The 25,661-nt window shown below is 46.6% G+C and carries 25 protein-coding genes and 1 tRNA gene; 24 read left to right on the top strand and 2 right to left on the bottom strand.

Translation table 11 applies throughout. The annotated features are described in order from the left end of the window. Window positions 1–11 precede the first annotated feature (11 nt). The 12 genes from C9I92_RS21880 (at window position 12) to C9I92_RS21825 (ending at window position 11,333) form a co-directional block, all read left to right on the top strand. On the top strand, window positions 12–503 hold the full coding sequence (locus C9I92_RS21880; protein WP_047884343.1) for a hypothetical protein: 492 nt from the start codon (window positions 12–14) through the stop codon (window positions 501–503). 4 nt (window positions 504–507) lie between these two features. After that, complete coding sequence (locus C9I92_RS21875; RefSeq protein ID WP_047884342.1) at window positions 508–807, top strand: hypothetical protein; 300 nt, start codon at window positions 508–510, stop codon at window positions 805–807. Next, entirely contained in the window at window positions 808–2,088 is a 1,281-nt protein-coding gene (locus tag C9I92_RS21870; RefSeq protein ID WP_047884341.1) for a hypothetical protein, read from the top strand. A gap of 43 nt (window positions 2,089–2,131) precedes the next feature. Next, complete coding sequence (locus C9I92_RS21865) at window positions 2,132–6,181, top strand: pyocin knob domain-containing protein (RefSeq protein WP_047884340.1); 4,050 nt, start codon at window positions 2,132–2,134, stop codon at window positions 6,179–6,181. A 91-nt stretch (window positions 6,182–6,272) separates the two neighbouring features. Next, entirely contained in the window at window positions 6,273–7,937 is a 1,665-nt protein-coding gene (locus tag C9I92_RS21860; RefSeq protein WP_053061753.1) for a tail fiber domain-containing protein, read from the top strand. Window positions 7,938–7,945: 8 nt separating this feature from the next. Then, complete coding sequence (locus C9I92_RS21855) at window positions 7,946–8,179, top strand: hypothetical protein (RefSeq protein WP_047884339.1); 234 nt, start codon at window positions 7,946–7,948, stop codon at window positions 8,177–8,179. Window positions 8,180–8,221: 42 nt separating this feature from the next. Continuing rightward, entirely contained in the window at window positions 8,222–8,755 is a 534-nt protein-coding gene (locus C9I92_RS21850) for a hypothetical protein (RefSeq protein WP_146149715.1), read from the top strand. 8 nt (window positions 8,756–8,763) lie between these two features. Continuing rightward, complete coding sequence (locus tag C9I92_RS21845) at window positions 8,764–9,372, top strand: tail fiber domain-containing protein (RefSeq protein WP_047884337.1); 609 nt, start codon at window positions 8,764–8,766, stop codon at window positions 9,370–9,372. Between the two features lie 186 nt (window positions 9,373–9,558). Next, window positions 9,559–9,819, top strand: coding sequence for a hypothetical protein (locus C9I92_RS21840; protein WP_047884336.1), 261 nt, complete (start codon window positions 9,559–9,561; stop codon window positions 9,817–9,819). A gap of 218 nt (window positions 9,820–10,037) precedes the next feature. Next, window positions 10,038–10,112, top strand: a tRNA-Gly gene (locus C9I92_RS21835). 179 nt (window positions 10,113–10,291) lie between these two features. Next, the gene (locus C9I92_RS21830; protein WP_047884335.1) at window positions 10,292–10,975 is read left to right on the top strand and encodes an AAA family ATPase; all 684 of its coding nucleotides are present in this window, start codon (window positions 10,292–10,294) and stop codon (window positions 10,973–10,975) included. 10 nt (window positions 10,976–10,985) lie between these two features. Further along, on the top strand, window positions 10,986–11,333 hold the full coding sequence (locus C9I92_RS21825) for a hypothetical protein (protein WP_047884334.1): 348 nt from the start codon (window positions 10,986–10,988) through the stop codon (window positions 11,331–11,333). Between the two features lie 1,157 nt (window positions 11,334–12,490). Here the strand turns inward: C9I92_RS21825 and C9I92_RS21815 are convergent. Both C9I92_RS21815 and C9I92_RS21810 read right to left on the bottom strand, forming a co-directional pair. After that, window positions 12,491–12,955, bottom strand: a complete 465-nt coding sequence (locus tag C9I92_RS21815; protein ID WP_047884332.1) for a MamS/MamX family magnetosome protein — start codon at window positions 12,953–12,955, stop codon at window positions 12,491–12,493. Window positions 12,956–13,147: 192 nt separating this feature from the next. Continuing rightward, a complete protein-coding gene (locus C9I92_RS21810) occupies window positions 13,148–13,654 on the bottom strand; it encodes a c-type cytochrome (protein WP_047884331.1) in 507 nt (168 codons plus the stop codon). 668 nt (window positions 13,655–14,322) lie between these two features. Here C9I92_RS21810 and C9I92_RS21800 point away from each other — a divergent pair. The 12 genes from C9I92_RS21800 (at window position 14,323) to C9I92_RS21740 (ending at window position 25,323) form a co-directional block, all read left to right on the top strand. After that, the gene (locus C9I92_RS21800) at window positions 14,323–15,081 is read left to right on the top strand and encodes a hypothetical protein (RefSeq protein ID WP_047884330.1); all 759 of its coding nucleotides are present in this window, start codon (window positions 14,323–14,325) and stop codon (window positions 15,079–15,081) included. A 38-nt stretch (window positions 15,082–15,119) separates the two neighbouring features. Beyond that, window positions 15,120–15,425 (top strand): hypothetical protein, encoded by a 306-nt coding sequence (locus C9I92_RS21795; RefSeq protein ID WP_047884329.1) that lies wholly within the window; start codon window positions 15,120–15,122, stop codon window positions 15,423–15,425. 3 nt (window positions 15,426–15,428) lie between these two features. Continuing rightward, complete coding sequence (locus tag C9I92_RS21790) at window positions 15,429–16,769, top strand: ATPase domain-containing protein (protein ID WP_047884328.1); 1,341 nt, start codon at window positions 15,429–15,431, stop codon at window positions 16,767–16,769. A gap of 144 nt (window positions 16,770–16,913) precedes the next feature. Then, window positions 16,914–18,032 (top strand): hypothetical protein, encoded by a 1,119-nt coding sequence (locus tag C9I92_RS21785; protein ID WP_211263823.1) that lies wholly within the window; start codon window positions 16,914–16,916, stop codon window positions 18,030–18,032. Between the two features lie 86 nt (window positions 18,033–18,118). Then, window positions 18,119–18,952, top strand: coding sequence for a hypothetical protein (locus tag C9I92_RS21780; RefSeq protein WP_047884327.1), 834 nt, complete (start codon window positions 18,119–18,121; stop codon window positions 18,950–18,952). Beyond that, window positions 18,937–19,431: a hypothetical protein gene (locus C9I92_RS21775; RefSeq protein ID WP_053061751.1), complete on the top strand. Its 495-nt coding sequence runs from the start codon at window positions 18,937–18,939 to the stop codon at window positions 19,429–19,431. Before C9I92_RS21780 ends, C9I92_RS21775 begins: the two co-directional genes overlap by 16 nt. Before the next feature lie 284 nt (window positions 19,432–19,715). Further along, on the top strand, window positions 19,716–20,417 hold the full coding sequence (locus C9I92_RS21770; RefSeq protein ID WP_047884326.1) for a helix-turn-helix transcriptional regulator: 702 nt from the start codon (window positions 19,716–19,718) through the stop codon (window positions 20,415–20,417). 64 nt (window positions 20,418–20,481) lie between these two features. Then, the gene (locus tag C9I92_RS21765; protein ID WP_047884325.1) at window positions 20,482–20,841 is read left to right on the top strand and encodes a VOC family protein; all 360 of its coding nucleotides are present in this window, start codon (window positions 20,482–20,484) and stop codon (window positions 20,839–20,841) included. 208 nt (window positions 20,842–21,049) lie between these two features. Then, the gene (locus tag C9I92_RS21760; protein ID WP_047884807.1) at window positions 21,050–22,150 is read left to right on the top strand and encodes a PIN domain-containing protein; all 1,101 of its coding nucleotides are present in this window, start codon (window positions 21,050–21,052) and stop codon (window positions 22,148–22,150) included. Between the two features lies 1 nt (window position 22,151). Beyond that, complete coding sequence (locus C9I92_RS21755) at window positions 22,152–23,111, top strand: bacteriophage abortive infection AbiH family protein (protein WP_047884324.1); 960 nt, start codon at window positions 22,152–22,154, stop codon at window positions 23,109–23,111. A 362-nt stretch (window positions 23,112–23,473) separates the two neighbouring features. After that, a complete protein-coding gene (locus C9I92_RS21750; protein WP_047884323.1) occupies window positions 23,474–24,229 on the top strand; it encodes an abortive infection family protein in 756 nt (251 codons plus the stop codon). Window positions 24,230–24,363: 134 nt separating this feature from the next. After that, on the top strand, window positions 24,364–25,323 hold the full coding sequence (locus tag C9I92_RS21740; protein WP_047884322.1) for a hypothetical protein: 960 nt from the start codon (window positions 24,364–24,366) through the stop codon (window positions 25,321–25,323). Window positions 25,324–25,661: the final 338 nt, after the last annotated feature.

Raw genomic sequence — 25,661 nt, 5'->3', positions numbered from 1 at the left:
AGCGGTGACTGATGGAAGCAGGATATCAGAATCTTAGGCTAACAAAAGGTCGCTCGTTCGGATTCGCTGTTACTTACTGTCAGGAGGACGGTGAGCCAGTAAATATCGTTGGCTACAAGGCACTTCTGCAAGTAAGACGACAGCCTACAAGAGACTCAAGACTCGTTCTTGAGTTCTCTACCGATAATGGGCGAATCCAGATTCCAGAGCCAATGAAAGGGGAGCTGCGAATTGGCATTAATCCTCGGGAAACAGAGGACTTGCTAGAGGGTGACTGGCACTACGATCTCATTCTCTATGCGCCAACGCCAAAGGCTATCGAAATGGGTGGCTCAGAGGGAAATATTGGCAGTGAGAAGACGGTTGTGCCTCTGCTTACTGGCCGGTTCAGCGTCAAGGGAATGATTGCTGAGGTTCCGAGAGACCCAGTTGAGCTGCCAGAGCCAGAGCCAGAACCGGAGCCAGAGCTGCCGGATGTGCCAACGACGTTACCGGAGGAATGATTAGATGACTCGTTTAGTCATTCGAAATTTGAACGGTGGAGATACGGAGCAGCCAAGTAAGGAAGTTGGCTCCAAGGTGATTGTGAATCAAGACGCGATGAATGTGGTTGTGACAAAAGACCATGTTCGGGTTATTTCGCAGGGCTTTCAGGGGATTCCCGGCCCTCATCTCATTTCGGGAGCGAACGATATTGATGAAACCAATCGCCAAGACTGCTCACTTCTGCAATTTAACGCAGAAACAGGGAAGTATGAGGCCACCGTGGAAGTGCGTGGCCTAGTTATCAATTGCGGAGCATTTTAAATGTCTACGAACATTATCAAGATCAAACGCTCGAATACCACCAACACGCCTGCAACGCTGGCCGATGGTGAATTGGCGTTCTCGAATCTGAGCGAAATCCTGTTTATCGGTGGCTCAGGTGAGGTTAAAGAGATTGGTGGTGCCGGTGCGTTTATCCGAAAAGATGGTGACGTGCTGAAAGGCGATCTAGTTATCGACGGTAACTTGACCGTAAAGGGCACAACAACTTCTGTTAACTCAAACGAGGTCAACATTGGTGACGCGATTATTCAGTTGAACTCGGATATTGCCACTGACGTTGCGCCAACCGAAAACGCAGGCTTCGAAGTTAAGCGTGGTTCGGCACTGTCAGCGTTTTTTGTGTGGGACGAAGCCGGTGACTACTTCACGGCTCACGTTGGCACGGGCGAGAACAAATCGGCGGCCAGCTTCCGCGACCTACAGGATGTGCATATTCGCGGCTCATTCTCAGGCTATGACCTGGCTATTGATGAACGCGCTGATATCGGTGGTGCTCTGGCGGTCGGCGGCTCTGCCAACATCGTAGGCACGGTTACTGTCGGCAATACACTCACTGCCAACAAAAACCTTATTGTGAAGGCTGGCGCGTCAATTACAGGCAACGTCACTGTAGCCGGCGGCACTTTCACTACTCGCGGCTTCCGTGATATCGCAACCACTCGTCAATTGGATATCGACAATGCTCGAACTCAGGTTGGTAACGACCTGCAAGTTCTTGGCAGTGCGACGGTGAATGAGGCGGCAACCTTTAAATCTGCGGCGACATTTGAAAACTCGCTGACAGTGAAGGGCATTTCTAACCTTGGCGCGCTGGTTATTGAAGGCGGGACTCTGCGCGCTGATGGAACTGGCGCAACCACAGTGACAATCACGCACGTTACCGTGGCTGGCGGTGCTATCAATGGCACAACCATCGGTGCAGGAACCGCATCTACCGGTCGCTTTACGGCGCTGACTGCGACTGGTGCGTTTAACTCTCGCGGTATTACCGACAGCGCAACCGCAAAGCGTCTGACAATCACCAACGACCTGATCACTGTAGCTAACGCTCTGCGAGTTGCTGGCGCAGCGACTTTTGAAAACACGGTAACAATCGTGAAAGATCTGTCGCTGACCGCGAGCGCATTGATTGGTTCGAACCTGACAGTGAACAAACTGGCTACGTTACGAGGTAACGTAACGCTGGGTGCAAACCTGACAGGGGCGGGTGCTTCAACCTCTGCTATTGATGGCTTCACCATTGATGGCGGCACGTTCTGAGACGTTTTTGGGGGCTACTTAGCCCCCGTTTTTGGAAAGTATTATGAGCAACAAAATTATACTAAAGAAAACGTTTGAGGCGGGTAAGGTTCCTCTTCCGGCAGATCTGGAAGTGGGAGAACTAGCCATTAACGCCCGTGATGGTGTCGTGTTTTCAAAGGACGACTCGGGTGAAGTTTTCGTTTTTGGCTCTCGAACTCAGGCTATCAAGTCCATCGCCAGCATTGCTGCGAACGAGGGAACATTAAACATCCCTGGTGAAAATACCTCTGTTGCTATGAAGGGCGGCAAGGGGGTTCGCGTAATTGCAAACCAAAACTCCAAAGAGATTCTGTTTAACCTTGATAACCCAGATGCTTTTACGCTTGAGGGTAAGCGCGCAAGTGCATTTTCTTTGTCAGGCCATAGCCATGATGGTCGCTATGTTGGTTTGCTGAGTTCCAAGCATCAGTGTGTAGGCGGAAAATGGTATCGTCTTTACGAGGGTGCTTCGCGATGCAATGGTCGTTTCACCATTTGCGAGGGGCAGAGTAGCCAGCATGGGTATGTTCGCTTTGAGGCTGGTGTGGCTTACGGGAAAAGCCCTTACATCAATATCCTTGCCTCAAATGGCTACAACAATGGTAACGGGACAATTCGCTTCATCCGTCTTGTGACAAATAAGGCTGATAAGACTTACGGCCCCGTAGCTATTGAGGTCTTCATTGATGCGGATGCGGAAGTTAGCTATTACATGGATAGCGAATATTCCCCGCACAACGCTTGGAACATCAAGAGTGCCGTCGAAGTTCCAGCCGAGCACACTGAGTTTGACGTTGAAGTGTCCGTTGACCTCGACCTAACAACGGGCTTCCACTCGACAGGGGCGATTTTCGAGAATGGTGAGCACGTCTTTTCCAAGCATAACAAGCCGTCTTGGAGTGACATCACCGGCATCCCAAGCACGCTGCCACCTTCCGAGCACAACCACGACACGCGCTACTACCTGAAGTCACAGGTTGATGCGAAGTTTGATGCGATTTTGAACGGGGCAAGCGAAGAGCTGAACAGCTTTAAAGAGCTGGCTGATGCGCTGACTGACAAAGGCGAGGCTATTGCCGCAATTAACGCTCAACTGGCGACAAAGGCAAACAAGGCTGGTGATACGTTTACCGGCGCAATGACCTTCCAAGCAGGAATCAGCGTAGCCGGTAAAGCGAAGTTCGCAATTGGTGAGGGCTTAGAGCTTCTGTCAGATGACACCTATTTCGGTCAACACAACGATGCTCGCGTATTCCGGATGATTGATACGAACGGCACGGGCGGCTCTGTAGATGGCGGTATTCTGTTTGAGTCTTACACGCCTACAGATGATGTTCGAGTTGAATTGCTTCGAATCCGAAACGGTGAGTTCAAGTGGAAGGGCGCAACGATTTGGCACGCCAACAACGACGGTGCAGGCTCAGGCTTGGACGCTGATCTTCTGGATGGGCAGCAGGGTAGCTTCTACCAAAACGCTTCGAACCTGAATGCGGGTGTTGTTAATGCCGCTCGCCTGTCCGGCCATTACGGTATTTCCGTTAACTCGGCCAAAAATGCGGAAATGCTTGGCTCTAAAGCGCCTGAGTATTTTACCAACGCAACGAACCTTTTGTCAGGGATCGTTCCGGCTGCTCGTCTGTCTGGCACTTACGCCATCGCAATCTCGGGTAACGCTGCCACTGCATCAAAATGGGCTGCAAAACGCACTGTATCGCTGACAGGTGACGTTTCTGGCTCAGTGCAGTTGGATGGTAGCGGGGACGTGTCAATCGCGACTACAGTGGCAAATGACAGCCATACGCATGACGGTCGCTATTACACAAAGAGCCAAGTGCCGACATTCGATCAAGTGGGTCTGGTTTCTGGTGGCGGCTTTAAGGCGACGGGTAAAACCGATGGTGGCTCAACGACGGCAGACATTGACGCATTGCCAGCGAACGGCGGTGTTTATCACAAGTTGATTCAGGAGTCGGGCAGTAACGGTAGCGCTCAGTGTAAAACCGGTTATCACTACATTCAGCAGTATGTTTACGGCACGACAAGCAACGTCACTCAGATTGCGATCCCGTATGGCACATCTGCGGCTACTGGCCGTCTGGCATATCGGACACGCTACAGCGGTGCATGGCGAAACTGGGCGTATGTCTACTCAACGGAGTTTAAACCAACGGCTCAAGATGTAGGTGCGGTTTCCAAGTCGGGTGACACCATCGGCGGCCACCTTGCCGTTCAAATTAGCGGTCAGAAGCCTGCGCATATTTTTGAGAAGGTTAACTCCAGCGGGCTTAGTGTTTACCGGTTTGATGCGGCGAATGGCCTGTCATTCTACCACGCGCCTGATAGCGCAAACGGGGCGCATGTCGTCACAATTTCCAAAAGTGGCTTTAATGTGGTGACAGGCCAGCTTAAAGAAGCCGGTCAGCGAGTCTACTCACCGAACAACAAGCCAACCGCTCAAGACGTTGGTGCGCTGTCGAACAAGGGCGGGGAAGTGGCTGGAGATCTGCGAGTAACCGGAACATGCTCGATTGCAACGGCTAACCCATTTGCCTTTCAGCTTGGAACGGGGGCTTTCGTTGGCTCAAACCATCAAAACCGCATGACGTTCTACGCTTCCACTGACAAGGAGGATACTAAGTTAGGCTGGCTGTTCCGAACTCGTGCTGAGGGTGTTGGGAAGGCAGATATCCTTGAGATTAATGCCGCTGGCGGTATGAACTTGAAGCTGGGCGATCTGAAAGAGCGTGGGGCGCGGGTATATTCGCCAAACAACAAGCCGAAGCCTGCCGACATCGGTGCGCTGCCTGTCGCGGGTGGCACTCTGACCGGCAACCTTAAAGTGCAGCGAGTGAACCCTTACCTGTGGCTGTATGACACTGACACTACTGTGGGAACGGGACCGCATATCAAGTTCTCCACGGCTAATACTCAGGGTGTTGAGCTTATCCACAAAGAGCACGATGCAGAAGTGCCAGGTGGTTCCGGTTACTCCCTGCGGCTGCAGCGAGCTGGGGACAATACTCAAGGACTTGGTGCTAAGCTGGATGTTCAGGGTGAGATTTACGAGCTGGACGGTAAGCGAGTCTATTCTGAGGGTCATAAGCCAACGCCTTCTGAGATTGGTGTCTACAGCAAGTCAGAGTCGGATGGCCGGTTTGCGAAGAAGATTAAGTTCTCATTCTCGCATCACTATTGCTCTGTAGTTATTCTGCTTGTGCCTTGCTACACAAGTGGCGATCCCATTGCACATAGCTATGTTTCGGGCGAAATGAGCTTCACTCGGGATGACGGAACAAGTCGCAATGAGTGCCTGTCTCTTGAGGTGAAGACTGGCTACAAGGGCAACTCGGCAAGTCTGTCTAGACAGGGCATTGACTGGAACTGGCGGATTGTGTCCGTGCTGCATGGCGGGGTGAAGTGGCTGGCTCTTGCCAATGCGACTAACGCGAATGGCGCGTCTAACGTTCAAAACGCCCATGTTGAGTTTATCGGCAGAGCATTTGTTGGAACCGTGACTGGCTACAACAAGGCAGACCAGTTCAAGGTCATTCCTTATCGCGAAGACAAGGACGGCGTGAAAACCATCCTGAATGCCGAAGTGAATGACTCGCTGACTGCTTTCAGCACCTCGACTTTGCGCGATGAATTGGGTAGTAAGTTCTACTCACCGAACAACAAGCCAACGTTGGATGATTTGGGGCTGCCGCTTTACACCATCGAGACAAATTTGACAGTTGGGACAGAGTGGCTTGATACCGGAATCAACTTGGCCGATTTGCCATCCGGCTCTTACATGGTGCAGATTTCCGGCATGGCATCATCCGCTACGTCGCTCTACGGAGAGATTTTCACCGGTGTAATGTCATGGTTCTCGGAGGAAACCAACAGCCTCGATGTCGATGAGATTCTGCTTCACAAAGCGGGTCACGCCTCCAACGGAAGGACGCTGTTCTTGCGAACTGCCCGTGATCAGCGTGCGGCGAAGAGTAGCGATGGTCTGTCACTGCAAATCCGCTCGACACACGCGCTGACGGCGTCGGCATATACCTTCAAATTCAGACGCCTAATTTAACCAACGATAAAGCCGACCAAATCTTGTGAAGTGGTCGGCTTATTGTGATAATTAAGCGCTTACTTACAGTATTCATTCTAAGGGATGTAGAATGCTACGTGTTGATGAATTAAAGCTGGGGAATGGCTCTGTTCTTCAAGATAGCGGTGGGGTCGGCATAAAAATGACGACGAACGGCGGCTATATTGAGTTCGGACCGAAGAACACTAGCTACGCTCACATTTATACCGATAGACCTAAGTTCTATTTCAACAGAGATCTTATGGTTAGCGGCAATCAGGTATATCACCAAGGGTTTAAGCCTACCGCAGCCGATGTTGGCGCAATGACCAAAGCGCAGGGTGACGGCTACTACCTTGGCAAAACAGCAAAAGCTGCGGATGCGGCGCTGCTGAATGGTCGAAGTGATTACTTTAGCCCTGCTCATAAGCCGACATGGGATGAAATTGACGGTAAGCCGACAACGTTCGCGCCTGCCTCCCATAACCATGACGACAGATACTATACGGAGTCAGAGTCCAATAGCCGTTATTTTTATGGTGCGGGATCGTCCGGATCGGTGGCTGTCGATGAAATTCCGTGGGGGAACCGGTCAGGGGTTTATCAGGGGTCTATGTCCGGTGCTTCAAATATGGTCATTCACTTCAAAGGCTCAGGTTCGTGCCCTGCGGCACAATTTAGGGTTGGCTATGCCAATGGTGGCCTCTGGTATAAATCTGCCCGAGATAGTTTTGGGTTCGAAAAGTCATGGGAGCGAATCTATACGTCTTCTCACAAGCCTACGCCTGTTGATATTGGCGCAGTTCCCATTAGTGACGTTGCTGCCGGCTCATCAGTAATCAACAAGATTCCGAAGATTCGCGGCGACGGCGTCATGGAGATCGGCAAGTATATTGACTTTCACGACACTGACTCAACCAAGGATTATGACGTTCGCTTTAGCGTTGCTGGCAGTGACATTACCGTAGAAGCGGCAAACTTCACTTCTTCGAGCAAAATCACCGCTGTAACTGGTGTAGATGCTCGCGGCATGGAGGCGAGCCAAGGGCTGCAATACTACGGCAAAACGGCGGTTGGCGGCACGAATGATAGCTGGCTGCGACTTAACCCGCACAACCAGTTCGAGAGTGGTATTTATTGCTACAGTTCGGTGCTTCGAACCGATGGTTACATGACCGTTGGTGAATACTCCAAAGCTGTGAAATCTGTTCGAATTAAAAAACCTGCGAACGGTGCTTGGGGTGTTGACCGGGACGCGGCCATTGATGTGGGAGGCGCACCGACAACTGGCTCTTCTGCCACTTACATGCTCCGCTACACGGACGCCTCAAACGCTCGGGTTTTTGCCATTGACGTTCTCGACCAGACCGGTGAAACACGGATTTGGGTTGGCAAGAGCAATAAGATGATCATGCTTACGACAAACGGCGATGTTTACGCCCAAGGGAACGTAACGGCTTACTCTGATATTCGCATTAAAGATGATATCCAGGTCATCGACAATGCGCTTGAAAAGGTCAAGGCAATTCGAGGCGTCACCTTCACTCGTAAGGATTCCGAGAATGGCTTCCGTCAGGCAGGTGTGATTGCTCAGGAAGTTGAGAAGGTATTGCCGGAGGTCATTCAGACCGCATCTACCGAAGAAATCAGCGATCTAAAGACCGTGGCCTACGGGAACATGGTGGCGTTGCTGATTGAGGCGGTGAAAGAGCTAAGTGCTCAAGTTGAAGACCTTAAACAACAATGTGCTGCTTAGGAGGGGTGATGAAAGTAGCTTATCTATTCGCACTTATGGGAGTAATGGCGCTTACTGGCTGTTCTTCGTTGAATGACCAGCAACGAGCGGAGCGAGAGGCAATGTTTGATTTACATGAGGCGGAAATCAATGTTGCTGAGCGAGAAACCGATATGGTTGCGGCAAAAGAGCAGTTGGAGAAAGCAGAGGCTCATCTTCAACAGATGGAAGCAAATTTCAAAGAGATTGTTTCGGCACGATAACAGCGTTGGGCGCTGATGAGCGCCCACTTAGGGGAAATACTAATGGCACTACCTACCTCGGGTGAAATTTCGCTTGATATGGTGCGAAGGGAGCTTGGTCGCTCAAATACCGTTGCGCTTGGTGATGCTGACGTTCGTAACCTTGCCAAAATTGCCTCTCCAAACCCTATTTCACTTGGTGATTTGAGAGGTAAGCAAAGAGCCGTGGTTGTTCGCGTAACACCGAAAACATGGCAAGAAGGCGGTATTATGAACTTGATCATTTATACCGGCTATCGTAGGTCAAATGGCGCGGGTTCGGTAAACCCGACAAGCATTCATGGTCATGCAATCTCGGAAATTACCGTCGCTACATTCATGCAGAAACAGGAATATGCCTTCCGGCTGTTCATTGCGCAGTTCTCAGGAACGACGATTAGCTGTCGGATCAGGACAGACAAGGGGTATCAGCAAGACTTCCCGCTGTCGTATACATCGGGCGCTTATCTAACCAAGGGCGGCGCTGGCTCAACGGTCGGGAAAATCGTTGAAGCGGTGGCTAACTCATCTTGGTTCGACTTAACCATTTTTAGCTAAGGATCGGTATGACAAACTACAAAACAATGCAGAACGGTCAGGTCTTCGACCAAGGCCAGCGAGTTTACTCGCCAAACAACAACCCTACATGGGCGGCTGTGTCCGGCAAACCTGCTGTTGTCGTGATGTGGGCAGAGAATGCTGGTTTTACGGTAACGTCCGAGTTGGCGTTAAAGAGCACGACACCGCTTACATTTCCGACCTACGGCGGCTCCATCTACATGCAGGACATTACGTGGGTGCGGATTGGCGGAAACAAAAGCCTGTATGTCGCCAACGCAGGCAATGAGTCAATTAAGACCGCTGGCGGTGTTTGGGCGGGACAGAACGTTACGGCATACTCTGATATCCGCCTGAAAACGGACATTCGACCTATCTTCAATGCAACCGAAATGGTGCGCAAAATGCGTGGCTACACCTACCTGCGCAAAGATCTGACGGATGGTGTCCGTGAGTATGGGGTGATTGCTCAGGAGATTCAGAAAGTCATGCCTGAAATCGTGAAGCGAGAGGGCGACAGTGACATGCTGGGCGTCCGTTATCACGGCATCATTCCGGTGCTTCTGGAGGCAATCAAAGAGCTTGATTTGCGCTTAGTGGCGCTTGAGAACAAATAATGAGCAGTTGAACATTTTTAACCTAAAAATAAGTAAGCGCTTATTGATTTTTGTTTTGGGTAAGGGCAATATCATTGCGAGCGTTACCCGACCAATGGGAACGATAAAACCTGTTTGGTTGTTGCAAAATCTGAGTCCGTCACGGTGGGTAACGCTTACCCACCAACTCATCGGAAAGGAGGCTGCATGATCGGTGCGCTACTAGGATTTCTCAAGAGCAATGTCCTAGTCCTTTTGATTAAGCGCTTTTTTAAGGCTTTGTTTATTGGCATTGCCGAGCGCCTAATCAACAAGGACTTTGCGCTTGAGGCTTTTCTGACACTTCTTGAAGAATTGGCAGAAAGAACACAGTCGAAAAGGGATGATCGACTGGTCGCAAGGATGCGACAAATTACCGAACTGCATCCGCGCAAGGAAGAGCAGCAGGCGGTAAAAGCCAACGGCTGATTGCTGGCATGTTGGAAGGGTGGCGGCTTTCTTGGCCGCCATTTCTTTCACGAATTTCGGGTTTCGTTGACGGGATAACCAACGACGCCCAACTCATCGAACGGATGGCTTTAATCGGGGAAAGGCTGTCTGCGGCTAGACCACACGGCACGACCCGACTTGCCAGTGGGATAGAGTCGGATTTTGGCTAACCGACTATTACAAATTAGCCCCTCGATGCAGGCATCGTATAGTGGCCAATATCTCAGCCTTCCAAGCTGAGGACGCGGGTTCGAGTCCCGCTGCCTGCTCCATAAACTCCTTGCAGCATCTTGGTTAGGGCTTGTCTTGTATAAGCCCAACACCTTATCTACCTCACATAATCGCTACACCACCAATAACGTATTTAGCCTCAACACCTTACTTTACGGTATCCGCTGGGTTACAACCGATCGCGTAAAGCATACCCAAAATAAAAACAAAGGATTCCAAAATGTCAGAAGTGATCGTTGTAGGCTCTGTAAAGGGCGGAACGGGCAAGTCTTGCACCGCTCAGAACATGGCTGTGTGCCTTGCAATGAGAGGGCACAATGTTGCTCTTGTCGATTTAGACCCACAAAAGACAACCGAAGAGTGGTTTGTTGAACGCCGCGCTCATCTTAACCTGGTGAAAATCAGCGGCTACATCCCAACCGGTTCGGCAGAGGACTTAATCAAGTCTATCCGACCTCTTTACGACTTCATCATTTGTGATGCCGGTGGTTATGATGGCGCTTATCAGCGCGAGGCCATTATCAATGCCGACCGTTTTCTTTTGGTTTTGCGCCCTAAGCGTCGTGATTTGAAAGCCTTGCCGATGATTGACGAAGTGCTTGGTCGCGGTATGCAGTATAACCCTGACCTTAAAATCAATACGCTGATTAACCAGTGCAACCCGCTGCCAACGCAGGTTAAGCGGATTTTGGATGCTAAGTATGTGTGCGAGTCATATGACTTTAGCCCACTTCAAACCGTGGTAATGCACCGTAACGTTTTTGATGATTCAGAAGAAAACGGGCGCGGAGTGCTGGAAATGCCGGACGACTGCCGTGATCTCAAGGCAGAGGCAGAAGTGAACGACCTTGTTGATGAGCTGATTTTTGGCATCAGGCCATCGGACAAGGGCAAGGTCGCTTGAGGTATAGGTTATGGGATTAGGAGGTTTGGTGAAGAGCGACCGACGCCGGTTTACCCAAGAGGCTTCGGTTCAGGAGTCAGTTCAGCAGACAGGGCAAGATCAGGCAGAGACAAAGGCCGAGCCGATCAAAGGCAGAATGGTCAGCATGGAGGCGGATTATCACAGCCTGGTTGATGAGCTTGCCTTAGTTCCAAGGCGCTTCAATGCCGCAAGAAGTGATGTTTTCAGAGCCGGAGTATTGGTTTTGTCGAGAATGTCCGACGAGCAGATAGAAGTGCTACTGAAAGAAGTCACGCAAAGCCCTCTGAACGCTGTCAGAAGCGATGAACGATTCAAAGCTATACCAACAGACAAGTAAGCACGCCAACACGCTTAAAATGCGATTTAGAAAGCCCCGATATTTGGGGCTTTTTGCAGCCGAGGTTCGGGGCTGGACTGTCCAGCAAGGCCATAGCGAAAAGCACGGTTCCGCAAGTCCTAGTCTTTCACCCCTTAATTAATAAATACTACGGAATATATATTGGAAACGCGGTTATTGGATACTCCGGAATTGGAGTTCTTTTGGTGAAAAATCATGAACTCCGGAGATAGTTCATCTTCGAATAAAACCGCGTTTACATAATATTTCTTTTTAAGATTATTTATAAATTTAGGGGGAAAGGCTTCATCCGGACTCATCCCTCATGAGACCGATAAAATATTGTGTTGGTTGCACCATGATTTGTTATGGTTGATCTTTTCAATTTTCAATCGCGAAAGCCCTGCGTGAAAGGAAATATCTGCTATGCTTAAATTGTGCGTCTATCGGGAAATTGATTCTAGTGATTCCGTAAATTTTGTCACATTCTTCCACCCGCGAAACTAACTAATTCGCGGGTGCTTTTTTAACGGAAGCCCTTTAAAATTAGATGGTTGAAAGATTGTTATGGATGTTGTTATTTTTTGTAAGCGCCATATAATTTGGCGTTATAAACAATAGCTTCAGTAAAAATGCCATTATGAAAGGGAAGCCCGACTTGCTTCTGGAAGATTTCGCTAAACTTGAAGAATATTTGGAATCCACAAACATCTTTATCATTTCTGCCCTTAGCACTTCTCTTGAACGTGCTTTCATCTCCATACCGGATAACTTGCGAATTGATTCCTGTAATTTCCTAAAGAAATCCCGGTTAGAACAATATCAGTGGCTTCTGTCCGCGTCTCAAGGGAGAGAAGAAGAACTCAAAAGGTTTGTTCTGAGAAAGTTCTATCAATTACTAAATTAAAATCTGAATTACTCCTAAAGGATTACGTTCATACTATACTAGTAATGTCCTTAAGCATCCTTAGGTTCTTTTTTACTCCTAATAATTGTGTCAGTTTTAACATTGTTGCAAGCCCGCAAGCTTATAAGTTTGCGGGCTTTTTGTTTGCCAAATAACCAAAAGACAAGTGAGCGCAGGTCTGATTACGTTCCTGACCACCGCTACGAGGACTGAGGGATTGATAAGCAAACACTTGGATTTTAGCTGTAGGCTACTGTCGTTGTCGCCAACCACTCCAGACAGGAATACCGTCCGAATCCCGAAGTATTAATACTTGGTCTCCCTTGCGAATTTCCGCGGCAATCAACGTTGGCTCATCGTCAAAGGTGATTCGGGATCCTTTAATAGTCACCTTGTCTCCAGGCATGATTTTGACATCCTGTTTCTCAAGATACCAAGCCGGACCTAGATGAACGGAGAGGGTATCCTGACCAGCTTTAACTGTCAGGTGGACCCCTTGTTGTTGCATCTGATGCATCATAGAGATTTTATCCACGGTCACTACTTCACCGCTAGCTTCCTCCATAGTCTGGTTGTTATACATCATCCCGTAAGGTGAGTGGGGACCCCAACCACCGCTCCCATGCCAAGTCATGCCTTGTTGAGCTGATACATCATGGATGGCAGCTAAATTTAGTAACGTCACCAGTGGGATGATCATGATGTGTGTTCTCATCCTAAGCCTCCTTTTTTCAGCAAATGGATGTGTTTCAGGTTGGTCTCGGTAAAACCTTGGCTGATGCTGTGTGTTACCAAGTCTGTAAATGCGGATTAAGCCCTTACAATATTAGTGGGTTTTCCGCATGGTATGTGGTTCATATATGGCAGAATGGTAAAAATATCTAATTTCCACCGAGACGCTGAACCTCTATTGCTCATGCTTTACTGTTTTCAAAGTTCCTTCTGCAAGATAATCAACCAAATCTTCTAAGTCCGATTCACTCATCTGCCAACGGGGCATCGTCGAATCCAACTGCTCTCCGGATGGGTCAACACCTGCTGTGATAGCTCTTTTAAGGCTGGATAGGGTATAAGCATCATGATCATCATCGTGCGTGCCGAATAAGGCATCGCTTGTTAGCGGAGGAGCTGTCAGCCAAAAAAATGGATACATGCGCTGACCTCCTTCACGCCTTATACCATGGCAATCAGCACATGCCGTGAGATGCATCTGCGCATGCATATGACCGCCTCGGTAAATAATCTGGCTGCCTGACTGATTCCGGCCAGTGAAATAAATTTGTTCACCATTGGTTGGATAGGTGCGACTTTTATCGACTGATGTATACATGTGATTGATGGATACATCACAGCCGCTTAGGATGAGAGTCGTTAGTAACCATCCGCAGTGCTGTTTGATAAATTGTCTTGGCATGTTTAGCGATTCCTGATTTTAGGAAGCACACTGTCTCAATTCTCTTGCCTGAAGGGCTTAGCCTGAGATCCGTTTGACATTCAGTGTGACACCGTGGACAGAGTTCACCTCAACCCGTTCTCTAGGTTGCAGCACTTCATCTGAAAGGGCATTCCAACATTCATTGTTCAATGATATCTGATAAAAGCCATTTTGATATCCGATTACCTGACCTACTTGGTGATGGAGTGCTTCGGATCCTGTTTCAATTGGTAAGTGCATCGCTCGATACGTAAGCCAGTAGATGACTGCGGAAACGATAACAATAAAGAAATAGAGCGGTATAGCGAACGAGAATGGGGTCAGCCAGAATAATGGTAGAGCTAAAATAGGAAGGAGCAATATCAGGTGGCACATAACTATCGGCTCACAGAGAAACGTTGTAGAGTTCGATGTCGTTGCAGGCAGAGCTCTATATCACATGAATTGATGATCCTTAGATAGCTTAGTTGGCGATACCCTATTTTTCATGTCTTTAATTTTTCTATGCTCACGGTCTTCGGAAACACCTAAGTAGCTATATGAAGCTAAGGCAGAGTATCCCGCACATTGTATTACTATTTCACTTTTTCTTAGTCGCGGATTCATGTATTTTACTTGTGAGTGATAAGTCAGTGCTTAGTTAGGTTATGTTTCCGCATCAGTTGAAAAACTTAAAAGCCGTTTTTGAGGAAAACGAGCGACTTTTACCACTCATCGACACAACAGCGAGAGACAAGGACGAGATCACTTCAAAAATCGTCGGGATTTCGCGCTGTAAGGACGATGGTGAGCTTTTCTTTCGTAAGTGGTATGACTATCGCTTTCTACATCCCCTCGACGCTACAGCGTATTTTGCAGAGTGCTACATGAAGGCTTACTCGCAAGTGATGTTGATGCGCGGTCGTGAGGATTACAAATCCGCACCATTCAGAACAGGCATTAAGCGCAAAGCCATTTGGGAACAGTCTAGCCGGACAGTGACCTCGCTGTGGAAGGCAAGACAGATGGCCGACAAGCTACGCGCACCCTACGATCTGTTTTGTTTCTCAATCATCATGGATACGGAAGGGCGAGGACGATTGCACCTGGCTACTCCGGCACAGCTATACCAAGCCGAGCTGATTGACAACTTCAAGCAAGCACTGGCGAGTAAGCTGAGAACTGGCCTAATGGTATCAGAAGAGCCTTACTTCAAGGTTTCCAACTTTTGCCAGTGTCCGGTTCTAGAGGAATATCAAAAATTCGTCATTGCACAGATCAAGATGCGCGGAGAGGCAAACCAAGACTTGTCCCTGCGGAGTGCCATCTACACACACGAGGCCATTCCTCGTCACCTAGCGATGAAGCACTTCCCCGAGGCAACAGTATTGGCAGCCGACAAGCTCCAATTATCATGGAATCTGTAAACGCAATGCACATGAATTAGCAACAAGGAAATCAAATCATGAATACTGAGTTAACTACTCGCAATCGCCGCAACGTCAAGCCTGCAATGGCTGTGACCACCCGTTCATCTTCACACATTGAGCGTCGATTGGGCTTTCTAAAAACCAATGAGGTGGAGTGTGAGATCGCGACGGTATCCGGTGCGAGTTTCTTTGGTCGAGTAGTGTCTTTTGATGAAACGGCAATCGTGCTTCAGCCAACCGGCACTATCAGCCCAAGTGACTTGGTTACGGTCGCCATGCGTGGTTTGGAATTTCTTGCCCCAAGCAGCGGCAGAAAACAGCCATACGTAATTGAGGGGTAATTCATGACAACTGAGTTTGAGGTAACTTCTGTTCCGCTTTCAGAGAAGTTTGACTCAGGTTTTCAGCTACGTTTGGCAGCCTATTACTGCCGTGATACGAACTTCCTGACGATGACAAACGACTTAGTCTCTCCGGAGCAATTCGAGAACAAAGCCGTTGCCAGCCTCGTGATGATCGTAAACAAGCATTTTCGCCTTTACTCGCAGGCACCAGGTAAGAAGGTGCTTGTTGATCTGGTGAAAAAGGCCATTGAGTCAAAGCGCATCCGTGAGGAAATGAAGCCGGATGTGCTGGTATCACTCAAAGAAATTCTGTCTGAACCTTTGACAGACAGCAAATACATGCTCGACCAAGTAAGCACGTTCGCCCGTAATAACGCGCTGGACGAAGCCCTAATGAAAGCCGTTGAGTTGAAAGAAAAGGGCGACTTTGAGGGTGCGGTAGCGGTCGTTCAAAAAGCGATGCTGGTAGGGGCTTCTGACTCGAACAACTATTACGACTACTACGAAGAGGTAGATACTCGAACTGAACGTCGTGATGCTCTGGAGAAAGGCGAGGATGTTCCGACAGGTATTACCACGGGTATTCGCGCACTGGATGCGATCCTTTACCACAAAGGCTGGGGTCGTCGCGAAATGACGCTGATTATGGGTGGTGCAAAGGCGGGTAAGTCTACTGCTTTGGGTGACTTCTCCATTGCTGCCTCCGATGCCGGCTACAACGTTCTGTATGTCACGCTTGAGGTTCATGCGCGAATCATTTCGGACCGTGCGGATGCGCGTGTTTCGGACACCTCAATGGATGACTTGGTGAAAGCGCGTGAGGCGGTTCGCTCCGCTATTCTGGCTAAGCGCTCAGGCGGGGTTGGGAAGCTGATCATCGTTGAGCGTCCGGCAGGCACTTTCACTCCGAACGAGCTTAATCGCTTGATTCATGACTTCCGAGCCAAAGGCGTGAAGTTTGACATGGTGGCGTTGGACTACCTTGACCTAGCTCGCTCAAACCGTGTGACCAACGATCGCCGCGCAGACGAAAAGGACATGTATACCGACTTCCGTGGTCTGGCGGACAAAGAAGACTTCGCGCTGCTTACCGCAACACAGACTAACCGTGATGGTATGGGTTCGGAGACAGCGGGTATTACGCACGTTGCGGATAACATCGAAAAAATCCGTATTGCCGACTTAACAATCTCAATCAACAAAACGGATGAAGAGAAAGCGAAGGGAGAGGCGCGACTATTCCTTGCTGCTTCTCGTAACCAACGTGGCGATATTACCGTTCGCGTTAAACAAGACCTCGATAAGATGAAGTTTGTCGATAAGGTTCTGGATGTTTTCTAACTATAGTTTAGGTAAGCGGTGACTTATGTATTTGCCTAAAACCACAGCGAATGCGGCCATCATTACTGCATTCGCTGCCATTACAGCAAGCAAGTGACGAGCAACTTCTGGCGGTAATCGCAGAGCAAGTAAGAGGTAAATAGTGTGGCATTTGAAGATATCAGAGAAATGCTTGATGGCCTTGATTTTGAGGCTTGGCTTGATTTGGAGGGCGTTGATTATCGCGTGACTACTGGCAAATCAGGTCGAGAGCTGAATATCCGCCATTGTCCGATGTGCGGAGGAGACTCTTGGAAAGTGTATTTCAATCCGATGCGAGGACAGGGAGTATGCTTTCACGGTTCACACCCGCAGGACAAGCAATACAACGTATTCCGCTTTCTACAGGCGTTTACAGACAAGCGAGGGAGAGAACTTGCTGATTATATCGAGCAAGTTAGCTTAGAGCTGGGCTATATGCCAAAGGTGAAAACGGAAATCAAATCCGACGTTAACCTTTTGCAAGAAATTCGCCTGCCAGCATCGCTTCATATCTCAAGGGAAATGGAGACGCTGCCCGAATATTTGCTCAACCGAGGACTGAGTAAGACATTGTGTGAGTATTTCGATTTACGCTGGTCTGAATCCGGCGTTCATGTCTTTTGGGACTCCGAAGCGCAAGAGGGCAAAACTCAAGACTTTTCCAAGCGAGTCATGATTCCTGTTTACGATCTTGAAGGCAAACTTGCCACGTTCCAAGGTCGTGACGTGACAGGTGAGGCTCGCAGAAAGTATCTCTTCCCACAAACACTCTCTGCTTCCGGTCGATACCTATACAACGGACACAATGCCGTTGGCAAAGAGACGGTAATCGTTGGCGAGGGTGCGTTTGACGTTATCGGAGTTAAGCGAGCGCTACTCAGCGAGCCAACGTTGTTCCCGTTTGTAGAGCCAATAGGGACGTTTGGTATGCACTTGTCCGGAGGACTGGAAGAATCAGCCCAAGACCAGATAGGGGCGTTCTTAAAGCTCAAGGCCAAAGGACTTAAGAACATTGTCCTAATGTGGGATACGGAGCAGAAAACCATTCCCGTTGTGATTGCGTCGGCCAAGAAGCTCATTGGTTGCGGCTTTAACGTCCGAATTGCTGCATTGGGCGAGGACGAAGATCCCGGCGAAGCACCGCCAGAGAAAATCATCGCGGCTTACTACCGTGCCAAAAAATTCGATAACCAGTTAGCCATGATGCTCAAGCTGAAAGGCTGGAGTGCAATCAGAAACTAACCTATCAATCAGTCACCAATTACTTAACTGCCGTAATCACTTGCTTATTATGGCAGTCATACTGCGACAAGTAAGGAGCAAAAGCAGTGAAACTTGAGCCTCTAGTTGCCAGTGTCATGAGCAATCTGAAAAAGCACAAGGGCTATAAAAACCTTGGCGAATCCGAGATTGCAGACATAAAAGCTGGTGTTATCGAGACGCTTAAAGACAGCGTTTCGGAAGTAGCGGCTGACATGCCATTTGTAGCCAAAAACGAGTTCATTTTCGAACAAGAAATTTCAGTGCTGCAAGTGACCGTCAAAAAGATAAATTTGGTTGATCGCCCGTTTTACATCGTGGAAGCAAACAGACCTTATGCAGATATTACCGGAGATACAGTATCCGGCGGTGTTTGGGGACGCTTCTACGGGCTGATTGACGCTGAAACGGATAAGTATGTTGCGGGGCTTGGTATCGACTCCCCACAGCATCTATCAAAATCCAAGTGTCTTCCGGCTGAGTTCTACAAAAACGTGGTTGAAGGCTTATTTGGAGTTCTGGACGACTTCAACGGCGAAGAGGACTTAACGGATGAGCAATTCAAAAAGGCTTATTCGGAAGCGGTTATCGACAATGAGGGATTCCAGTTCCTTAGTTTCGCACTGAGTGACCTGATGAGCAGTGATGCCATTGTCAGTATTCGCGCTCAGACAGATGCGTTTTTCACTCGCCTTGAGGAAACATATGGCTCGCTAATCGACGTTTTCTCAATGCGTTCGGGAAACATTCTCTACTGCCACTCAGGAACGGCAGAGAAATACATCAGCACATTTGCACAGCGTTGCGAAGCATTGGTGGCTAACGCAACCGAGTTAATGAAAAAAGTAATCGACGATTATCAAGTAAAAGCAGAGGTAGGTGAGTCATGGGGCAGTTGGTAATTTCAAAAGAGGCAAAAGAGAAGGTTATTCCACTTTCAAAAAGCCGCTCAGGGTGCAACATGCACAGTTTTTCCTGCGAAAGCACCGGTCGCATCGCCAACTATGTCGTTTGCCAGCACACGGTTTTGGCATTCAAAGATAAACGCTTAGGCGCTAATTCATTTGTTGATTGTCAGGGCTGCATTGGTTCAAGCAAGTGCCTGGCTGTTCGAATGATGATTGCGGAGAGAAAGGCAGGTCGAGCGCTTTTCTACGAAGAATACGTGCCGAAGACCGTAGAAGTGGATGTTCAGCCGGTTGTCGTTAGCAAGAGCTGGCGAAGCATCGGCCGTCAAACCAACAAGGTGTCGAGTGCCAACAAGGTCAACAAGGCAAATAACACCAACAAGGCCAGTAAGCCCAATACCTTACATAAGGACGATAAGCCAAATATCGACGCCTCCAATATGTTTGCCGATATGGTTTCGGCAACAGATTAAAGATTCGAAGGGGGCGAAAGCCCCTGTATTATTTGTAGCTGAATGGAGATTGATTTACCTGAGTGAATTAGTCTGAGTGCAATCTGTCAGTTTCGTTTTCCCAATGTGACTAGAACTTACAGGTTGCCTTAAATCGGTTCTTCCCATTCTGGGTTTCGAGATTCAAGTAAGTGAATAACTCAACTCAATGCAATTATTGGGTCGCTTACACAAATTATTCTTGAACAGAACGGCTGATTCATTTTTAGTGCATTATATGTACTCATTATTTTATGGATTTTGTTATGTCCCGAAGTCAACGCCTACTAGATTTACTCCAACTACTTCGACGGTATAGATATCCAGTCTCAGCTGAGGAACTAGCTAGTAGGCTTAATGTTAGTGTGAGAACTATCTATCGAGATATTGCAACTTTGCAAGCACAAGGGGCAGATGTCGAAGGAGAAGCTGGGCTTGGGTATGTTTTAAAACCGAGCTTTGATTTACCTCCTATGATGTTTAACGTAGAAGAGCTTGAAGCCCTTAGATTAGGAGCTGAATGGGTGGTAAAGCAAGCAAACGGAGAGTTTAGTGAGGCTGCTATTAATGCGCTTGCTAAGATTTCAGCAGTTTTGCCTTCTGAGCATGAAGCTAAGCATACTGAGAGTGTCATTAGAGTTGCTTCAGCCTTCAAAGCACCAGAACTGATAGTTAAGCTAGCTGAGCTGAAAATAACGATACAGAAAGGGCATAAAGCAGAAATACTTTACGAAGATGCAAAAGGAGCTATAAGCAAAAGGGTTGTGTGGCCAATACTCATAGGTATGTTTGAGCAACACAATATTTTAGTTGCATGGTGCGAAAAACGAAATGAGTACCGTAACTTCCGTCTTGATAGAATTCAGTTTTTCTTACCGCTTGAATCTAAATATGAGCGTTCTCGTCATGCTTTACTTTGTGAGTGGGAAACTCTGGAAGGAATTGATCACAAGTGTTTTCACTACTGACAAAAACTGTCAGTGCCTTCGGTTACACTTTTTTCACCAATTCAAAAAGTGAAGATTTAAAACTATGTTAACCATTGATTCCATTGTTTTTTATGTAGAAAATGTTCAACTCAGCATGGCTTTTTATGCGGAAGTATTTGAGTGTGAGCCAAAGCTTTTATCGCCAACTTTCGCGGTGGTCGAGTTTGCTAAAAACGTAAAAATCACCCTAAAACAAGCTGACGCGCTAACACCAAGTAGCCCCATTCGAGGTGGAGGTGCAGAGCTTTCTATTCCTGCAACTAATAGCGTCGAGCTAGATAACCTATTTGAAAAGTGGAAGCAGCAAGGTGTGACCTTTGCTCAAGAGCGTGAAGAGTCTGTATATGGTATCAACTTCGTTGCATTAGACCTTGATGGTCATCGCTTGCGCGTGTTTGCTTAACGTTACTTTCTTTTACTTACAAGCCAACGTGACATGTTGGCTTATTTTTGCCCCAAAAGCATTTAAAGCAATCCCTCATCACACCTTGCTAACTCGTTACTTGCCCGAATTTTTGTAATGAACCAATATGCCATTAGTTTGTTATCCACTTAATTATTTTATCAATTTATTTGATGACAATTTACACCATGTGTTCAAGGTATTGATTATGGAATTGCAGACAAGGCTAGTTTTTATCGATACAAGCGCTTTTGAAAAGAAAAACTATCAATTTGGGCAACACGCTCTTGGTCGTCTTCAAGAACTAATTGAGGATGAGAAAATCCACTTGCTCATTACTGATGTGACAAGGAAAGAGATCGACTCCCATCTCAAACGCAAATCTGAAGAAGCAGCTTCTATGATAAAGAAGATGCAAAGAGATGCGATGTTCCTAAGAAACACCCCCGACCTTGATTGTCATGGCATCTTCACCAAGGTTAAAGGTGATGATATTTATGCTGTTATCAGTGAAAAATTTGATGATTTCGTCGAAAACGGCTACGTCGAAACAATTGATGTAAGCACTGTTAACCCTCAAGTTGTATTTGATGCTTACTTCAACAACCTTCCTCCTTTTGGCAGAGAATCAAAAAAGCACGAGTTTCCTGATGCATTTTCGCTAGAAGCTATTAAACAGGTGAGCTTGGCTAGAGGATATTCAGCCTATATCGTTAGTGACGACGGCGATATGAAATCATTCTGTGAGAAAGAAGATAACTTCATTCATCTTGAAAACGTCGATGACCTAATTGACTTGATTGTTCGAAGCGACAAAGCGTACGAAGAACCAGCCAAATTTGCTGATGAAATATTCGAACAACTCCTAGAAAAAATCAAAGCGGATGCCCTGCAAGCTCTCGAAGATGGCGAGTTCAACTATGAAAACGCAGATCCTTTCGATGAGATTATCAATTCTATAAAAATCTACTCGGTGAATGTTGGGAAGAAAAACTTACAGAATGTCGATGCCGAGAGGGCTGAATACGAAGTAGAATTTGAGGTGGTTGTTACGGCAGATTACCGATTCTCAGATTATGACCGTTCACCTTGGGATCCTGAAGACAAGCAATATGTATTCGTCTTGAGTAATGAGTCAACAGTAAAACACAAAGAAACATACACTGCCCACATAACACTTGCCTATACCGATGGATTAAAAGCTAACGCATACATTGAAGAGTTTTACTTCCAAGATACATATTTTGAGCTGACTGATGATGACTCCGAAGTCATTAGCTTCAAAGAACTAGATATCAACGGTGAATGACATGAAGCTATATGTAATAGGTAATGGCTTTGATGTTCATCATGGCCTTGACACTAGGTATACATCTTTTGGGCTTTATCTCAAAAATAACTACTGGGAAACTTATGAGCTATTGCTCGACTATTACGGGTTTGCTGACTTAGACCCAGATTTTCCAACAACAATGTCAGATCCTTTATGGTCTGAATTTGAAACGAGTATGTCACTGCTTGATCAAGATTCAGTTTTGGAAGCAAACATGGATGCAATGCCAAACTATTCTTCAGATGACTTTCGAGACAGAGACCGATACACGCTTGAAATTGAGATGGAGCGAATACTTGGCCTTCTAACCACTGAACTGTATAAAGCATTCAAAGAGTTCATTTTGGCTGTACAGTTTCCTCAGTTTGATCACAGCCGATCAGTAAACATTGATAGAAACGCTGTTTACCTCACATTCAACTACACAGATACGCTTTCTCAATACTACGCAATCCCCGATGAGAACGTGCTATTCATTCACGGGAAAGCCGATGAACATATTGATGAGTTAATTCTCGGTCATGGTGTTGATCCTGAAAATTTCAAAGAGAAACCTGCCGAACCACCATCAGGATTGAGTGATGAAGATTTAGAACGTTGGATGGAATATCAATCTGATCAATATGACTACTCATTCGAGCGTGGTAAGGATGCGATCAATCAGTATTTCTCAGCAACTTTCAAGGGAACAGACCAGATCATAAAAAACAATGAAGACTTCTTTGCAAAGCTCGGCAATATTGATGAAGTATATGTTCTCGGTCACTCATTAGCTGACGTAGATTTACCCTACTTCAAGAAGTTGGAGCAATCAGTCAGACCTGATGCTAAATGGGTTGTGACTTTTTATGACCCTGATGATGAGAAAGTACACGGTGACACTCTAACAGGACTTGGAATAGCCAACGTCGCAGTTGTCAGAATGGAACAGATCTAAGCAAAAGCCTGAAATATCATTAGCGATTGCGGTGGATTCTAACATTGTTTTTTCTAAATTTTTCTTATGCGAAGAATTCAATTTTGAACATCAGCTCTAACTCGAAATTGCCCCAAAGCAATTCAAAGCAAAGTTCTTGCTTAATTCGAGCCTAGTAATTTCCCCTACCAAAAGTTATCCGAAGGAGTTTGAAGTGCGCCATTTTTTAAAAATGGCATCATGCAATCTAATCTCTATCAACTTTCATTAACCTATTGCTTACACGTTGATGTGGTATTAAAAAGGTTGCATTATATGAGTATGAAAGGCGACTAAAAGCTGTATAGAAAGCGTTATGTTTTATAGGCAATTTCGAGAAGTAAATGAGTGAGTTAGATCATTTGGAATCCCTATTCGATAGGGTTGAATATCTTCAGAATTTGTTAGTTGCGCAAGCAACTGGAGGAACTGGAGATAACAGTGATTACCAAACTATAAGAGCAGAGTTACTGGGTAATCCTACCGTAGCTCAGATGATTCCTCGATTTGTGAAAACCAATCGTAATCTAGAGCAATTTTGGCAGTTTATAAAATTTGAGTATGGAAGTTATGCTGAGCGTCGTCAGTTCCTGTGGCAAGAGTTTAATCCACTCCTAGAGTTCTTAGAAAAAGATCCGTCTCATCCAGCTCAACAATCAATATCTGAAGTTCTACAGAACTTTGATTCTGAAAGTATCCATCATGCATGGACTAAAGCTTTAGAGCGAAAAGTTAGAGATCCAGAGGGAGCAATTACAATTGCAAGAACCATTTTAGAAAGTGTTTGTAAGCATATTCTTGACGAAAAAGGCGTTGAGTATAATAGCACTTCCATTGAACTCTCCGAGCTGTATAAGTTGACGGCAAAGGAATTAAATATGGCACCAGAACAGCATAATGAGTCTATATTTAAACAGATTCTTGGTGGATGCTCAGGAATAGTGAATGGTTTAGGAACCCTACGGAATAAGTTGGGTGACGCTCATGGTCAAGGTAAGCGTCCAGTAAAGCCACAAGCAAGGCATGCAGAGCTTGCTGTAAACTTAGCTGGGACAATGTCACTTTTCTTAATCTCTACGTATGAGGCAAATAAAACATAACAATCTGTTTAAGAGTGATTCGCAACGCTTGGAATTTTTACTATGCGGTGCTTATGTGATTAAGGCGCCGTGCTGTAGCTTTTGTATTGCGTTACTCACACCTTAATACGGCGTTTTATTCTTAGGAGACTTCAGTGGATCACAAACTTAAAATAGAAATCGGAAAAATTGAAAAGCTCAAGAAAAACAAAAAGTTTGAGTGCCTTTTCCCAAATTGCTCCAATATGTCAATTGGCTCTCATTCACAGCAGCGCGGTGGACAACTCAAAGTCATAAGTAGAAATGACGAAGTCTATGCGATGAACTTCAATATGTACGAAGTCTTAACTAAAGGCGAAAGTGCGTTCACCTTAGTTAAAACTCGAATTAAGAATGCCTCGATATATCCAGGCTTTTGCCAAAATCATGACGGTCAGGTGTTTGCGCCCGTAGAAAAACATCCGCTCAAGTTAGGTGACTCACTGCAAGCGGCAACGCTATTCCTAAGAACAATCACATATGAAGTCACAAGGAAAAGGTTGGCGTATTTCAAAACACAGAAAATAATTGAAAATTGTTCTAAGTTGTTACCTTTAGCTGTATTGGAAAATTTTAAGCTTCAAAATTTAGGTCGCAAAAAGTTCATTGAGAATGACCTACCGTTCTACCTTAGTAAAGCATATTCTGCCTATAACTCACCTGACTCAGGAGTACTTAAAACCAAGTGGGTTGTTGTAGATAAGATCATAAAAGCTTCTAGCTGCACGGTGTTTTCACCGATGCGAGATACCAATGAAAGATACCACCATCAAGCTATAGCATGTCCTCAAGTAATGTCTACTTTCAATCTAATTCCAACGGATAACGAAACTCATATTGTTGTATCTTGGTTAGCCGAACATCATGATGATAACCTTTGGATTGATGGTGCAATGGAAACTGAACTAGAAAAGTTCATCAATTATATAGCTATTTGTGAGTCAGAGGATATTTGTTTGGGACCAGACCTTTGGGAATCCATTGATATCTTCACTCGGGAGAGGGTTCATGAAGCGATCCACCATGAATTACATCGTGGTCCCCTTTATGAAATACCGAACATAATAAGAATATAACAAGCGTTTAAGGTTTCAAGATACTTTTGCTAATCTGAGATAAGCGGCTTTATCAGATTTCGCGTAACTCGCTTCTGTCCAATTGTGAGTTACGATACCAGCGGATGTGTAAGATCGAGTATGAGCTACTACACCTGAAGCGCTTTGCTCCGAAATTATTTTTCATCAGCAGCCGAAGCGGATAACTATATCTAAAAAAAGCCTCGCACTATGTGAGTGCTCGATGATTATTCGCCATCTAAGCATGGTAGCTAATTGAATCTAAATAGTTTTTAATTGTTGGCACTCAGAAGGCTGCCTTTCATCATCGACCACTACAATGAAAACTCTAGCAAATG

Origin of the sequence: Photobacterium ganghwense, from assembly GCF_003025595.1 — a bacterium.
GTDB lineage: Bacteria > Pseudomonadota > Gammaproteobacteria > Enterobacterales > Vibrionaceae > Photobacterium > Photobacterium ganghwense.
This window is presented reverse-complemented; position numbering and strand designations above follow the sequence as displayed.

What these genes read in the sequence shown, in the direction of transcription:
- C9I92_RS21880 (WP_047884343.1), top strand. Translation starts at nt 12, where the DNA reads ATGGAAGCAGGATATCAGAATCTTAGGCTAACAAAAGGTCGCTCGTTC.
- C9I92_RS21875 (WP_047884342.1), top strand. Translation starts at nt 508, where the DNA reads ATGACTCGTTTAGTCATTCGAAATTTGAACGGTGGAGATACGGAGCAG.
- C9I92_RS21870 (WP_047884341.1), top strand. Translation starts at nt 808, where the DNA reads ATGTCTACGAACATTATCAAGATCAAACGCTCGAATACCACCAACACG.
- C9I92_RS21865 (WP_047884340.1), top strand. Translation starts at nt 2,132, where the DNA reads ATGAGCAACAAAATTATACTAAAGAAAACGTTTGAGGCGGGTAAGGTT.
- C9I92_RS21860 (WP_053061753.1), top strand. Translation starts at nt 6,273, where the DNA reads ATGCTACGTGTTGATGAATTAAAGCTGGGGAATGGCTCTGTTCTTCAA.
- C9I92_RS21855 (WP_047884339.1), top strand. Translation starts at nt 7,946, where the DNA reads ATGAAAGTAGCTTATCTATTCGCACTTATGGGAGTAATGGCGCTTACT.
- C9I92_RS21850 (WP_146149715.1), top strand. Translation starts at nt 8,222, where the DNA reads ATGGCACTACCTACCTCGGGTGAAATTTCGCTTGATATGGTGCGAAGG.
- C9I92_RS21845 (WP_047884337.1), top strand. Translation starts at nt 8,764, where the DNA reads ATGACAAACTACAAAACAATGCAGAACGGTCAGGTCTTCGACCAAGGC.
- C9I92_RS21840 (WP_047884336.1), top strand. Translation starts at nt 9,559, where the DNA reads ATGATCGGTGCGCTACTAGGATTTCTCAAGAGCAATGTCCTAGTCCTT.
- C9I92_RS21830 (WP_047884335.1), top strand. Translation starts at nt 10,292, where the DNA reads ATGTCAGAAGTGATCGTTGTAGGCTCTGTAAAGGGCGGAACGGGCAAG.
- C9I92_RS21825 (WP_047884334.1), top strand. Translation starts at nt 10,986, where the DNA reads ATGGGATTAGGAGGTTTGGTGAAGAGCGACCGACGCCGGTTTACCCAA.
- C9I92_RS21815 (WP_047884332.1), bottom strand. Translation starts at nt 12,955, where the DNA reads ATGAGAACACACATCATGATCATCCCACTGGTGACGTTACTAAATTTA.
- C9I92_RS21810 (WP_047884331.1), bottom strand. Translation starts at nt 13,654, where the DNA reads ATGCCAAGACAATTTATCAAACAGCACTGCGGATGGTTACTAACGACT.
- C9I92_RS21800 (WP_047884330.1), top strand. Translation starts at nt 14,323, where the DNA reads ATGTTTCCGCATCAGTTGAAAAACTTAAAAGCCGTTTTTGAGGAAAAC.
- C9I92_RS21795 (WP_047884329.1), top strand. Translation starts at nt 15,120, where the DNA reads ATGAATACTGAGTTAACTACTCGCAATCGCCGCAACGTCAAGCCTGCA.
- C9I92_RS21790 (WP_047884328.1), top strand. Translation starts at nt 15,429, where the DNA reads ATGACAACTGAGTTTGAGGTAACTTCTGTTCCGCTTTCAGAGAAGTTT.
- C9I92_RS21775 (WP_053061751.1), top strand. Translation starts at nt 18,937, where the DNA reads ATGGGGCAGTTGGTAATTTCAAAAGAGGCAAAAGAGAAGGTTATTCCA.
- C9I92_RS21770 (WP_047884326.1), top strand. Translation starts at nt 19,716, where the DNA reads ATGTCCCGAAGTCAACGCCTACTAGATTTACTCCAACTACTTCGACGG.
- C9I92_RS21765 (WP_047884325.1), top strand. Translation starts at nt 20,482, where the DNA reads ATGTTAACCATTGATTCCATTGTTTTTTATGTAGAAAATGTTCAACTC.
- C9I92_RS21760 (WP_047884807.1), top strand. Translation starts at nt 21,050, where the DNA reads ATGGAATTGCAGACAAGGCTAGTTTTTATCGATACAAGCGCTTTTGAA.
- C9I92_RS21755 (WP_047884324.1), top strand. Translation starts at nt 22,152, where the DNA reads ATGAAGCTATATGTAATAGGTAATGGCTTTGATGTTCATCATGGCCTT.
- C9I92_RS21750 (WP_047884323.1), top strand. Translation starts at nt 23,474, where the DNA reads ATGAGTGAGTTAGATCATTTGGAATCCCTATTCGATAGGGTTGAATAT.